Origin of the sequence: Chryseobacterium phocaeense, assembly GCF_900169075.1 — a bacterium.
Taxonomy (GTDB): domain Bacteria; phylum Bacteroidota; class Bacteroidia; order Flavobacteriales; family Weeksellaceae; genus Chryseobacterium; species Chryseobacterium phocaeense.
Map to the genome: position 1 here is coordinate 377,631 of NZ_LT827015.1, position 13,745 is coordinate 391,375.

General features: G+C 37.8%; 9 protein-coding genes. All 9 read left to right on the forward strand.

Annotated elements, in window-relative coordinates:
- Positions 1 to 33: 33 nt before the first annotated feature.
- The 9 genes from tssR to tssD (B7E04_RS08675) all read left to right on the forward strand — a co-directional run bounded on the left by tssR (position 34) and on the right by tssD (B7E04_RS08675) (position 13,633).
- Positions 34 to 2,433, forward strand: a complete 2,400-nt coding sequence (tssR, locus tag B7E04_RS08635; protein WP_080778280.1) for a type VI secretion system protein TssR domain-containing protein — start codon at positions 34 to 36, stop codon at positions 2,431 to 2,433.
- Between the two features lie 926 nt (positions 2,434 to 3,359).
- On the forward strand, positions 3,360 to 5,855 hold the full coding sequence (locus tag B7E04_RS08640; RefSeq protein ID WP_080778281.1) for an ATP-dependent Clp protease ATP-binding subunit: 2,496 nt from the start codon (positions 3,360 to 3,362) through the stop codon (positions 5,853 to 5,855).
- Between the two features lie 73 nt (positions 5,856 to 5,928).
- Positions 5,929 to 6,798, forward strand: a complete 870-nt coding sequence (locus tag B7E04_RS08645) for a lytic transglycosylase domain-containing protein (protein ID WP_080778282.1) — start codon at positions 5,929 to 5,931, stop codon at positions 6,796 to 6,798.
- Positions 6,799 to 7,161: 363 nt separating this feature from the next.
- Complete coding sequence (tssD, locus tag B7E04_RS08650; RefSeq protein ID WP_080778283.1) at positions 7,162 to 7,572, forward strand: type VI secretion system tube protein TssD; 411 nt, start codon at positions 7,162 to 7,164, stop codon at positions 7,570 to 7,572.
- Positions 7,573 to 7,793: 221 nt separating this feature from the next.
- Positions 7,794 to 9,968, forward strand: a complete 2,175-nt coding sequence (locus B7E04_RS08655) for a type VI secretion system Vgr family protein (protein WP_080778284.1) — start codon at positions 7,794 to 7,796, stop codon at positions 9,966 to 9,968.
- Positions 9,969 to 9,970: 2 nt separating this feature from the next.
- Positions 9,971 to 11,032, forward strand: coding sequence for a LysM peptidoglycan-binding domain-containing protein (locus tag B7E04_RS08660; RefSeq protein WP_080778285.1), 1,062 nt, complete (start codon positions 9,971 to 9,973; stop codon positions 11,030 to 11,032).
- A gap of 12 nt (positions 11,033 to 11,044) precedes the next feature.
- Complete coding sequence (locus B7E04_RS08665) at positions 11,045 to 11,578, forward strand: hypothetical protein (protein ID WP_080778286.1); 534 nt, start codon at positions 11,045 to 11,047, stop codon at positions 11,576 to 11,578.
- Positions 11,579 to 11,588: 10 nt separating this feature from the next.
- Entirely contained in the window at positions 11,589 to 12,902 is a 1,314-nt protein-coding gene (locus tag B7E04_RS08670) for a phage holin family protein (RefSeq protein WP_080778287.1), read from the forward strand.
- Positions 12,903 to 13,228: 326 nt separating this feature from the next.
- Positions 13,229 to 13,633, forward strand: coding sequence for a type VI secretion system tube protein TssD (gene tssD, locus B7E04_RS08675; RefSeq protein ID WP_080778288.1), 405 nt, complete (start codon positions 13,229 to 13,231; stop codon positions 13,631 to 13,633).
- Positions 13,634 to 13,745 lie beyond the last annotated feature (112 nt).

A 13,745-nucleotide genomic window follows, 5' to 3' on the forward strand; every position in this document is an offset into this window, starting at 1 on the left:
GGCCGGCTACACCAATCATTAAAATAAAATAGGATGAAAAATAAATTTCCTCTAGCAGCATATTACATAGGATTATCAGTATTAATAACGAGCTGTCAGGTGAAACTGCCATATAAGAAAACACCCGAACCGTCGCAATACGGATCAGTGGACAACTCAAAGGTCGTAAACGGGTACCCGAAAAAATCCGTTCCATGGATCGTGATTTCAGACAGATCCAGAAATACGGCTTATCTTGATAAAAGCGATGAAAAATCCTATAAGGAAGTTAAATTTCTGGAACCCCTGATGGTTCTGAAAAACAGGGATGGAATGGTAAAAGTGGCGGAATATGTTCCGGATGCTTTAATGAAAAAAGTTTCACCAAAATCCATTAAAACATACGGGTGGATTCCGGAATCTGATCTTCTTCTGTGGAATAATTCCTTAAAAAGCGAACAGACAGGTTACCCGGTAAGAGTGGCTGTTGTTCCTAATAACAGTGAAGTGATCCGAAGCTCGGAAAGATACTATAAGAATGACTCCATTATGGTGTTCAATTCGCCAAGTCTTATAGAAGCAGCTAATGTTAAAATTCCTAACGGGCAGATGGTTTACGTCTACAAACAGGCGGAAAACAATAAGCGTTTTTTAGTGGGTAAGAAACCTTCCATTGACATAGACAGCATCAGTACCAATCTGTACGGATGGGTAAGTGCCAACGTGATCTCTGCATGGGGTGAGCGTTCTGCCATTAAGCTTAAAAATGATACCGGAATTAATGAAACTACACTGGGGATACATGAAGGATACCCTGGTGGAATGGATGATGACAGCAAAACGGCAATACTGCTTTCCGAAGTGAACAAGAGAACTCCTCTTGAAAATATTTACCCTGTAAGTTTACCACTAAATGAAGCTCCTTCTGCTGACCTGAAGACAAAGTATTTCACCAACATCCTGGATTATAGCAAAAACTATATATTCAATGTTTTGGGTGAAGCTATTTACTTCAACCGTTACAGAGAAATCACGGAAAGAGATAAAAATATCAATATCGTTTTTGCATTAGATGTGAGTGCTCCCAATGCACCTTATGCACCTATTGTAAAATCCCTTCTGCAGGACCTGCAGCTTAGGTTTGAAAAGCCTTCTTATTTTAACGGAGTGAAATATGGAGTTGTTTTATATAAAAATAACCCATGTGGTGAAAATGTACTGGCTTCCAGTCTAAGCACGGATTATAACAAAATCACCACTTTCATTGATCAGAGAACCAATGAGATGAACTGTTCCAGCAACAGCGGATACCAGCCGGTAGGAGAGGCTCTTACTGCTGCAGGAAATCTACTGGCCAATGTTCCGGATGAAACCAACATTGTGGTTACCGTAGGAACTTCTGCGAATCAGAGCGGAAATATGTACAGTGTAATCAGCTCCTTAACACAAGCACAGGCAAGACTGATCATGTTCCAGACCAGTGCAAGATCATCCGATACCTACAACGATTTTGTATTGATGGCGGAAAATGTAGTGACCAATACCGCAAAAAATATTGCAGAACTTAAAAAACAGAAGATCATTAATCAATATGATGTTCTTACTAAAAATAATTTCAGCCTTGTAGAAGGGGATGCAGGTTTCTTCTCATTAGATTATCCAAAGCAGAGTATGTCTCAGGGATTCGTTATTTTCCCTAAAAAAGGAGATGTTACGACGCCTGGTTACCTAAAAAAATCGGTTGACAGCCTTATTGCACAGGTGACACTGGATAATCAGACCATAGATAAGTCGCTTAACGAATATTTCCATTCTTCAGTGGGAGCAGGGAAAACAGATGTGGATCTGAAGTATAAATATCTCTATCCTGGTCTTACGAATCCGGTTTCTGCAGGAATTGCAGCCCAGCTGATCAATTATGGTAATCCCTTCCTCGTAAAAGGATATATTCCGAAAGACCTGAAAGATTATAAGCCAGGGATCGAAAAAGGAATTCTTATCTCTGAAACAGAATATGATAACCTTAAAAATTTCTATACTGAAGTTCATTTAAAAACTGAACCGGACAAACCTGGATTTAACCAGGCCAGAGCTATTAAAGAATACATCAGGCTTCTGAAAAAGTATAATCCAACTTTAAAATTCCTGGATAAATCTGAATTATACGAAAAACCGATGTCTTACGCCGTAGGAATAAGTACAGGTTTTGATAATTCAGAAGAAGAATTGATGTCGAAATTCAAGCTGAAAGGCTGGAAAAAATCTAAGATCGTTTTGAAGGAAACCGTAAGGAAATACTTCAAAGAATATAAAAACCTGGCAGAAAGAATGCTGATCCACAGAAACAGTCCTGCTGTAAAGATTCAGCAGAACGGGCAGACCTTCTACTGGCTTAATGAGTACTTTATGCCGAGCACCCAGATTTTTGAAGAGCCGGAATACACAAAACATTAATTAATAGTCTATTATATCAAAAGCAGGAGTTTTTAACTTCTGCTTTTTTTGTTGATGTGAATAGAAGAGAATCAAGATGTCAGATGTCAGACTGTAAGTTGGGTGGTTGTATTGCTGGTGGCTTCGAGACCCTCAGCCACCAGATATTCGTCGGTGATCAACTATTTAGTTTCTTTTGCTATTTCCAGTTATTTGAACCCTCAGCCTTGCATGATCCCAGATCTCGCATCACGGCATCCGAAAACTCATAACTCATAATTCATAACTTATAACTCAGCCATACTTTCAAACTCTCTCACTCTGAAACCCTCTAACCCCAAAACGCTCTAACCCAAAACATCTTTAAAACTTAAACAGTAAATCCCCGAATCGTGACTCTGAAATCTCTTCGTGTGATGAAAAAATAGGTCCTATTTCTCAAATAAGTGTAAAATTCCTGAATTTTCAGAATTGGAGCAATAATTATAAAGTGGCTTACAGTGATCTATGGCGGCGATTTTTAAATCTATAGTCGTAGAATTACTACAAGAAATCGTAGAATTACTACAAAATATGAAATTTATATCCAAATACTTTCAGAATCGGAATATGCGCTCTATATTTGTTAAACAATCACACCACATCACAAAATATTAATAGCTGTTAATTAAGACACTATTACACATCAACATTCATAAAAAAAGACTGTCCCTCAAAAGATAGTCTTTTTTGTCTAACGTGCTGTAAATGATATTTTCAGATAAAAGCAGATGAAAAAAACACTTAAAACTTATTACTTCTCTAATCCAAGAATTACTTATCTTTATCCTTCATACATTTTGCATAAAAAAGATATATTTGTAAAAAGATATATGAAGGCAGATCACACCAAATAATCTGATACAACTAAAAAGAACACAGACATATTAATATTAGAAAAATTACAAATGGGAGTACTAGTAACCAACGAAACAGTAAAACAGCTATTTCATATTGCTCAGTCGATAGCGAAGGAGAATTATAATGCTACCTATGGCGGGCCGCATATCCTGCAGGCCTTAATGCATAAAGACATTGGTCTTAACGAATTTCTTAAAAGCATAGATAAAGATCCCGGCTACTTTTATGAATGGGCAGACGTCCGCATTGAAGAATATCCGAAAACAGCCCATCTTCCGGATGAAGTTCGTCAGGATGATGCGGTAGATACCCTAACCGAAGAAGCGGATGACATCCGTTTAAAGCTTGGTCTGGATGAGATCACCCCTATTTGTATCCTAACTGCCATAGTAAAACCTCAGGTTGTTTTCTCGCTTCAGCAGCTGAAATCACTTCCCCTGAGAGAACATGAGATCTTCAATTTATACAGAAAAGATACTCCTTTTGCCGTATCAGAAGACGGTGATTTTTCATCGTTGTTTTCAAACGGAGCAGATTTTACAGATTCATCTTTTCCCTCCATTAAAAGCTATTGTGTTGACCGAACGGCACAGGCCAGAAAAGGAGATCTGGAAAACATCATAGGAAGAGACAAAGAACTTAGAATGCTTGTTGAAATTCTCTGCCGGAGAAGCAAACCGAATGTGATCATCATCGGTGAGCCGGGAGTGGGAAAAACAGCATTGGTAGAAGGTTTTGCCATAGAAATTACCAAAGGAAACGTTCCGGAAATGCTTAAAAACGCGACTCTTCTTGAACTGGATACAGGAGCTTTATTAGCAGGAACTTCCTATAAAGGCGAAATTGAAGACCGCCTGAAAAAGGTGATCACCGAATGTAAGAAAATTGAAAAGGCAGTTCTTTTCATTGATGAAATCCATACGCTTTTAGATCCAAAAGGAAGCATCGGAAATGTAGCCAATCTTCTTAAACCTGAACTTGCAAGAGGCGAAATTACTGTTATAGGAGCTACAACACAGGAAGAGTACAGGAAAATCATTGAGCCGGAACAGGCTTTCAACCGTCGTTTTGAAGTTCTGACAGTGAATGAACCGGACGAGCAGACCTGCGTAAAAATGATTGATGTGCTCCTTGACGGCTATAAAAAGCATCACGGCATTGAAGTGGAAAAAACATCTATCCGCGAATGCGTTCGTTTGGCCAAGAGATATGCAAAAGGTAAAAAACTGCCGGATGCGGCAATTGACCTTCTGGACAGAACCATGGCAGCCATTAAAATGCTGGACGAGCTTTCGGAAAAAGAGCTTGCGAGCTGGAAAGAAACCTATGAAGCCATTCTAGAAGAAGAATTTGCAGATACCAAAGACCAGGCGAATGAACTCATCTGGAATTATAACCTGTTAAGAGATAAAATAAGCCCTATTCTTTGGGGATCACTGCACGAGCAGCCGGTCATAGACAATTCCATGCCTATTGATCAGATTCATAAGATCATAGACGATACTTATGCAGAGCTTTTACAGCATGCAGCCGTAAAAAGAGAAAAAGTAGACCGTCTAGAGCTGGCAGCAGTGATGGCGGCAAAAACCAATATTCCAATCGGAAAAATCCAGGCTCAGGAAAAAGAAAAACTCCTGAATATGGAATCCCTTCTGCTGAACAGAGTAGTAGGACAGGATCATGCACTGAAAATCTTATCAGACGCCATTGTTGAAAACCGAAGCGGATTGAACAAGCCTGGTCAGCCAATCGGGTCATTCTTCCTGCTTGGACCTACCGGAACCGGGAAAACGGAACTTGCCAAATCGATGGCAGAATTGCTCTTCAATGACGAAAAAGCGATGGTACGTTTTGATATGTCTGAATTTAAAGAAGAACATTCCGCTGCATTATTGTACGGCGCGCCTCCGGGATATGTGGGATACGAAGAAGGGGGAATGCTGGTCAACAAGATCAGGCAGCAGCCGTATACCGTAGTTTTATTTGACGAAATTGAAAAAGCCCACCATTCCGTTTTTGATGTATTCTTACAGATTATGGATGAAGGGAAAGTTCACGATAAACTGGGGAAAGAAGGAGATTTTAGCAATGCCCTGATATTATTTACGTCAAACATTGGAAGTGAAGAAATTGTAAAACAGTTTGAAGAAGGAAAAGTTCCGGAATCATCGTCGCTGATGCAGATCATGTCCAATTCAGGAAGATTCAGACCGGAATTTCTGGCAAGAATCACCGAAATTATTCCTTTTGCACCAATCACAGAATCTATTGCAGAAAGGATCTTCAATATCCAGCTTAGATCACTTCATACCTCACTGACAAGGCTGGGGATGGCATTGAAAATTAGTGATGAAGCCGTGAAGAACCTGGCGCTGGGAGGATTCAGCAGCAAATATGGAGCAAGACAGATCTCCGGAGTGATCCGCGCACAGCTTGCAAGACCCATCTCCAAAATGATTGTGAGAGAAGAGGTAAAAACCGGCCAGACCATGCATGTAGACTGGAATAATGAAGAATCCAAACTGATCTGGAAGGTAGAATAATATTAAAGTAAAAAGGCTGATTGGCAAATTTGCTTTTTAGCCCTTTTACCTTTTAGCCATAAAACCTATTAAAATGAAAACCCTATTTAAAAATATCTTTACAGGATTCATGCTTGCAGGGACTTTTGTAATGGTGAACGCACAATTTCTTACTGCAACGGATACTTCAGAAAGCAGTGTGAGAAAATACAATACCATTATTAATTCAAATAAGGATATTGTTGAATTTATTGAACAGTCATTGTTACAGGGAGGCCTTCCAAAACATTTAAGAAACCTTGCCCTGATAGAATCACACTTTAACAGAAATATCACTTCGGGAGCCGGAGCGGTAGGAATGTGGCAGTTTATGACGGCGCATGCCAACCAGTACGGACTTACGGACCAGGGGCGCACCGATGTGTATAAAAGTACCAAAACAGCAGTTATTTCCCTGAAAAATCTGTACAAAAAATATGGCGACTGGATAACGGTGGTAGCTGCCTACAACTGTGGTGAAGGGAATATCGCCAAAGCCATGCAGGCTGCAGGATCTACCCAATACCATCTGTATTCCAAATATCTTCCGGGAGAAACCATTAATCATGTGAATAAGTATCTGAACGCATGCTATGCAACCGGTGAATTACCGAGTGTTCTGAATAATTACAATTCTTCAAGAATTAATAAAGTATTTTTTGCAGGTGACAGAAGCAGTGTGAACCAGGGAGTATCTCTTCAGGAAACAGAGATTAATGCAGGGTTTAATCTGGACGTCATTGCCAATGAGCTGAATGTACAGGTGAATGAAATACTTGCCTGGAACCCGGGGATCGTAGAAGAGCTGCAGAAAAAAGGTGAAAGCCCTCTGTATCTTCCTACCGACCTGATGCCGGATTTTCTTTTGAAGAAAACCAAGATCCTTTCCCGCTCCATCAAAGAAGGAAGCAGGGCACAGCAATAACCCTGATAAGAATATTAACTCATAGAGCCGTAACAAAAGTTACGGCTTTTTTAATACAACTTATAAGATCTTCGAAGTTGTTAAAAGTTGTCGAAATTACTCTTAAAATACGTTAATATTTCTCTTTGAAGTGTAAAAAAATAATTTAAAATATGATTGATATTTAATTTTAATGTTTTTATTTTCAGTTGGTTATATTATTGTCTTAAATCTATAGTCGTAGAATTACTACATCAAATCGTAGAATTACTACAAATTTTCAGATTTACGTTCAAAAGCTTTTTTATCAAAAATGGACGTTATATATTTGCTATGTAATCAATCACCAAATCACAAAATATTAACAATTAAAATTTACAAATCATGGCAGCAAATTCAAGAGGAATTTTAAAATTCAACAACGGAGAAGGTCAAAAACTTTTAAAGCTAAATTATAGCGTATCAAGATCTACAGACGTTTCAGGACGTGTAGCATCAGATCCTTCCAACGCATTGATCAAAATTACAGTAGAAGCTACTGAAAAATCGGACATTCTTGAAAGCTTATTAAACGGAAAATACAAGCCGACTGTGGGAGAAATCACTTTTAACAAATCTCACGAAGAAGGAACATTAACTACATTGAAATGGCAAAATGGATATGTGATCCAGCACGAAGTAGACTTCGATGCTATTGATGACAACAGTATGCTGATCAGCTTTGTAGTAAGTGCAGAACAAATCGATCTGGGTAATTCTTCTTACTTAGCAGAATGGCCTTCAGACGGAAAATAATCTGGACAATCATCTTAGTAAAAATAAATTGGTACAGGACGGTGTATTCGTAAGAATATACTGTTCTGTTTTTGTCATTTGTGTATAGCAGGAATGAAAAATAGCCATCCAGCCCAAATTCTTATACCAACTGTTTAAGAATAAAAAACGGCCTCCATATTGCTGTAAGTATCTGGAAGCTATTTAATTTTATTGTATAATCTAAACAAAAAACACTCATTATGTTTAAAGATGACCAATCGATAAAAGTACAAAGCCCGAAAAGCAGTATAAAAAATACAGCAGGGGATCAGCTTAAAAATGCTGAGAATATGGCCACACAGAAAATAGAGGATAAGCTTCAGAAAGCTGATGAAGCGGTGAAGAAATCTGCCAAAAAAGCACAGGAAATTTACTCGGGTACCCCTCAGGGTTCTAAAATGTTTATGAACCAGAATCTGGTACCCAACAACCCATCAATTGTAGAAAATAAAGTATGGTCTAAACAGCCGACTTCCAAAATACATAACGCGGCTGCAATTCCGGAAAGTTATATTGCAGGAATCAATCGCGTTGTCATGCTTGATATTGTGATTGAAGGACAGTTGATCAAGCATTTTAAGCATTTTAAGCTCGTACAGAGCGCTTCCAGACATCATGAATTCAGCCTGATGCTGGCCCACGATACACTGGGCGGCCCTGAGAATCATAATTTACAGGAAGCCCAGAACTTTTTAGGAAAAAGAATCACCGTGGTGTTCAAATATAAAGATATTGAACAGGGACCGGAACGTAATTTCGTTGGAGTGATTACGGAAGTGGGCTTTAGCCAGGAGAAAGGCAGCCTTGGAAATATTGTTCTTACAGGTTTTAGCCCTACCGTTTTACTGGACGCTGCTCCTCACATTCAGAGTTTTGGAGGCGGGCAGGAAGTGAGTATGAACAGTATTGCAGATCATGTAATCAAAGAAGGCTTGGGACAAAATAAATTCGATTTCAGAGTGGATGCACAGCACGGTAACGTTCCTTACAGCTCCCAATACGAAGAAACGCACTATAATTATCTGGCAAGAATTGCGGAGGCTTATGGAGAACAGTTTTATTATGACGGGGAAGTACTGCATTTCGGGAAACTTCCGCCTCAGGAAAAGCCGGTTAAGCTTACCTATGGAAGCAGTGTAAGCGATATTGCCATCAAAATGAAAGCCCAGCACGTAAGTCCAAGCTTTTATGGCTACAACAGCAGTAAAAATGAAAAGCTGACCACCGGAAGTTCCAAAATCAGTCATACTTCAGATATTGCCAAACGGGCTTATGAAATTTCAGAAAGGACCTTTAAAACCCCATCTTTAAGAGTTGCCCCAATCAAAGCAACTTCATTTATGGATATTGATGCTTCCCAGAAAGGAACTGCGGGAAGTAAGGCTTCTGAGGTTTTCATTACTTCTGGATCTACAACCGTTCCGTTCCTGTATCCGGGATGTACCGCAGATATTGAAATGCGTAAAGCAGATACCAATGATACCGCGTATTTTACAAAATTAATGATCATAGGAGCTACCCATGAGGTAGATGCCAGAGGCTACTATGACGGAACTTTTGAAGCCATTGCAGCAGACACCGGATTTATTCCCCGCCCGGAATTTGAAAATCCAAAAGCTGAACCACAGTTTGCAAAAGTGATTTCCAATACAGATCCTTTAAACCAGGGAAGGGTAAAAGTGCAGTTTGACTGGCAGTCAGGACAGGACACTACGGAATTCATCCGCGTCATGTCCCCGGACGCCGGAAGCAGTGATAAAGTAAACAAAAACCGCGGGTTTATGTCTGTTCCCGAAGTGAATGACCAGGTAATCGTGAATTTTGTGCACCAGCATCCGGACCGTCCTTTTGTGATGGGAGGAATGTTCCATGGAGCAATAGGAGCCGGTGGAGGAGCCGGAAATAATGTGATGAGCTTTAGCGGAAGAAGCGGTGCTGAACTAAAATATGACAATGGAGCAGGATCCATGAACCTGAAAGACCAGGGCGGAGCCAATATGTTCTTTGACGGAGCCGGAAATGTGGTTCACAATGCGAACAATGACAGTACGAAAACCGTAGGAAATAATAAAACGGATAAAGTAGGAAACAATAAAAAGCTGGAGGTAGGATGCGACCATATTTCAGATATAGGAAATACCCATAAAGTAGAAGTAGGAAAAGGAAAGAGTGTATTTAAAATGGATAATGCCGGTGTTATTGACCTAACAGGTGTTGATAAAATAACGCTCAAAGTGGGAAGCAGCGAAATTATTATTACGGGAACCAAGATCTCGATTACAAGCAGTGAGGTGGAGGTTAAAGGAACAGGTACGGCAAAAGCAGTTTTTAACGGAAGTACTATTATAACAGGATCATCTGTAGATATAAATTAGAAATGGAATTTATAAAATACGAAATAAAAAAAAGAGATACTTTAGAATCTATAGCACAAGATAATAAACTTACAGTTAATGAAATAATTAATTTTCACAATGAACATTCTGGAACAACGGGTTTAATAATAGGTAATAAGCTACCCATCCATCTAAAATATTTACTTTTAGAAAGAAAAAGTGAAGATGAAATGAAGAAGGCTGCTGAAGCCTTCGAAGGGAGGGATTATCAGCAGAAAATACGATATAGATGTGAGCAGTTTAATACCACAAAACTTGAGGACAGAATATCATTTCACTGTAACACCAAGAAGGAATATACGGTTGAAAAAAACCTGCAACAGGCAAAAGCCAGGGTCAAGCTAAAAGAATATTTATATAAAATTAATCCGGAAAACCTTGGTCTTGCCATAGAAGCTGTAAAGGATCTTGAGTTTGATAAAGAAAATGTTGTTTTTGATTTAAATACAGATAATACAATAAAACAGGTAGTAAATTATTCTGAAATAAAGGAAAAATGGGAACTTTTTAAACCAAGGTTAGCCAGTTCAGAATTTTACAAACAGGTCCGGAAAATTAATGCTAAAGCTGCAGAAGATATTATTAAGGGAGGTGGTCTGGAATTTGAAAATGAGAATAATCTGAGAAAAACATATGACAAATCACTTCTTTATCATGTCCTATTTAATGATTTTGATGCGCATAAAAAAAGAGGTACAAATCAAATATTAAAATTTATTTCTCAGATATTCGTCGATATTCCTATAGAATTGGAGCTTCATCATACCATAATCAAGGAAGATGATTATTTTATAGAATATAGGACAGTAGGAACCCTGTTACGAGAAAAGATTGATAATGCTGTTTTAGAGGAACAATATAATAAATTTTACAGACCCATTATAGAATATGGTTTTAGTGAATACAATTATGATTATCGGATCAGAAGAATGGTTGATAAAAAGACAGGAATTATTGTAAATGCTTCTGCGCTCATGAAAGAAGAGGTGAAAAACAACTATCAGTTTATAACACAATTTGATTTAAAACAAATTGATTATTAGATATCGTTTATTATGATCGAGAATAAGGGTTTTATATTTAAGAATGTTTTACCATATCATGTAGCCAAAACACTGCTTGTGATTATCCCATGTATGATTTTCTATGGAGCTTTGTATTATCTGCTATTTAAAGGGATGTTCAGGCTATCTTTTGTAATGTTTTTTACGCTTTTCTATTTTGGCACATGCTATTTAATTTTAAAGGCTTTATCTGTCCAGGTTAGAATTTGGTTTGATGATAATCACCTTTTTATACAAAAGGGAAAGCAACAAGCCGAAAAATATCTAAAATCTGATATCAAAGGATTTTATGCATATGATTATGAAACCAAAGCACCTTCTTTACAAAATTCCAAAATATATTTCAAAATTTGTTTGGTGAATAATTCTAAAATTTATCTTAACGATGTTGAATATAAAAATAAATATGAAGAAGAAAAAGGGGAAAACTTAAAGAAATTTTTGAAGGCTGCTCAAAAAGAACTGCATGTTTCAAAAATAGAAAAGAAAAATTTTCAAAACATTTATTGGTATTCAATAAAATAAAAAAAATATTATGAGTGCTTCTTACATACCTAAAGATGTATATGCCATTTGTACATTTCAGACAGATACAGAACCAAGACAGTTTATTGATACTAGGGAGAGTCCAACTGTATTTTATGGACAGGATAAAACAAGACCCTTACTCACTGTTATAGATAAAAATATTAGAGATAAAGAATTTCCTTGTAAAAGTCCTAAAAATGCAATGTGGGGATTTATTTGTTTTGGGGCAGGACTTATTGTGGGTGCTCTTTTAGTCTTGTCAGGTCCTGTTGGGTGGGCAGCATTAGCCGTTGGAGCAGGAGTGCTGCTGTGCGCAGGAGCAGCTGTTTATCATGGTACAAAAATAAATCATTTATGTACCGGATCTCTTGAAAAAGGAACCTGGAAGTTAGAACATCAGACCGTAAAATTTGATAAAAAAAATGCAATTACACAAAACTCAATGTTAGTTTGTGATGCAGGAGGAATACTTACCCCAATTTTCAGTTATGCAATAGCAAAAAAATATGCTGAGCAAATTAGCTCTAATAATAATACAGAAATAGGATTGAATGCTTTTGCCTCTTTCTTTGGCGGAGCGGGAATTGTTATCGCAGGGGTAGAAATGGGAATAGCAAAAACTTTACTATGGATGGGTGGAACCATGGCCGTTATGAATGAAGGAACCTATTGGGAAAGGGAGTGGATTAGAGATGGCTCATTACAGGACAATACCCATTATCAGGATATGAATGAAAAAGTTGATGAAAATAGCAGAATACCGGGATATTTAAAAGATATGCCAGAAAGTCTTGCGGGTGTAACACCTTCTGATCTTGCCAGCCCGGATATTTTAGAATTAAATGAAAAAGGTGGATTAGCCAGCCGAGATGGTAAGACACCTATATTTTTCAATGGAAAATGGTATGTTCAGGATTGGCAGAAAAATCTCATAGAAATAAAACAAGGGACAGCATTATCAAGGGATTTATCTGCTCTTGAAGGGGTAAATTCACGAGAAGTCTGGAAAACACCTGAAGGAAAAGCAATTGTAGAGAATATTCGTAACGGGAAATATTCTGAATCGCTTGTACAGACTGCAAAAGATGGATTGGGAAGAGTAAGACCTCGAAATCTTCCTAATTTGGCAAAAGAATTACCTGCGTTAAAACTCCAGAATATAAAGAACATTGGAAAGCTTGGGGTAAAAGGTGGAGGCTTTATAGGCTTCTTTTTCCCTTTCATTGCTACCGGGTTTTCGGAAGAATCACGAAAAGCACTGGCTAATGCGATGGCTGAGGATGCAGGAAACGGAATAAATGTTGTAGCCAATAATGCTTAAATTAAATAAATAAAAAAGACCTGAATAAGGTCTTTTTTTATGAAGTACTCAAAAACAAAAAAAGATAATAATTCCCCATATTATATTTCCCCACAAAGTGTAAAAAATAAATTTTATACATTATTATGATTCCAATAAATATCTTATAAACAGAGCTTTCCGTATTATGTTAAGTCAAAAGTAGTAGAATTACTACACCAAATCGTAGTATTACTACAATATCTCAGATTTGTATCCAAAAACTTTTTCTTTACCGGGTTCGGGTCTATCTTTGCTCTGTAATCAATCACTATTCACAAATTATATAACAATTAAAATCACCAGTCATGGCAGCAAATTCAAGAGGAATCTTAAAATTCAACGGAGGAGAAGGACAAAAATTATTAAAGCTTAACTATAGCGTATCAAGATCTACAGACGTTTCAGGACGTGTAGCATCTGATCCTTCCAATGCTTTAATCAAAATCACAGTAGAAGCTACTGAAAAGTCTGATATCCTGGAAAGTTTATTGAACGGTAAGTATAAGCCTACAACAGGTGAGGTTACTTTCAATAAATCTCACGAAGAAGGTACACTAACTACTCTTACATGGGAGAACGGATATGTAATCCAGCACGAAGTAGACTTCGATGCAATAGACACGAACAGTATGCTGATCAGCTTTGTAGTAAGCGCGGAAGTTATCGGTCTTGGTACATCTGAGTACCGTGGAATGTGGCCTGGAGCTTAATCAACAGACCCAAGTCTTTTAGTAAAAAATAACAACTGAACAGAATGGCAGAAATGCTGTTCTGTTTTTTGTTTTAGGTAGCTGGTGTTAGGTAGCAGGTATTAGGTAGCAG

Excerpts from the sequence above, each read along its gene's own strand:
- tssR (WP_080778280.1), top strand. The coding sequence starts at position 34 with ATGAAAAATAAATTTCCTCTAGCAGCATATTACATAGGATTATCAGTA.
- B7E04_RS08640 (WP_080778281.1), top strand. The coding sequence starts at position 3,360 with ATGGGAGTACTAGTAACCAACGAAACAGTAAAACAGCTATTTCATATT.
- B7E04_RS08645 (WP_080778282.1), top strand. The coding sequence starts at position 5,929 with ATGAAAACCCTATTTAAAAATATCTTTACAGGATTCATGCTTGCAGGG.
- tssD (WP_080778283.1), top strand. The coding sequence starts at position 7,162 with ATGGCAGCAAATTCAAGAGGAATTTTAAAATTCAACAACGGAGAAGGT.
- B7E04_RS08655 (WP_080778284.1), top strand. The coding sequence starts at position 7,794 with ATGTTTAAAGATGACCAATCGATAAAAGTACAAAGCCCGAAAAGCAGT.
- B7E04_RS08660 (WP_080778285.1), top strand. The coding sequence starts at position 9,971 with ATGGAATTTATAAAATACGAAATAAAAAAAAGAGATACTTTAGAATCT.
- B7E04_RS08665 (WP_080778286.1), top strand. The coding sequence starts at position 11,045 with ATGATCGAGAATAAGGGTTTTATATTTAAGAATGTTTTACCATATCAT.
- B7E04_RS08670 (WP_080778287.1), top strand. The coding sequence starts at position 11,589 with ATGAGTGCTTCTTACATACCTAAAGATGTATATGCCATTTGTACATTT.
- tssD (WP_080778288.1), top strand. The coding sequence starts at position 13,229 with ATGGCAGCAAATTCAAGAGGAATCTTAAAATTCAACGGAGGAGAAGGA.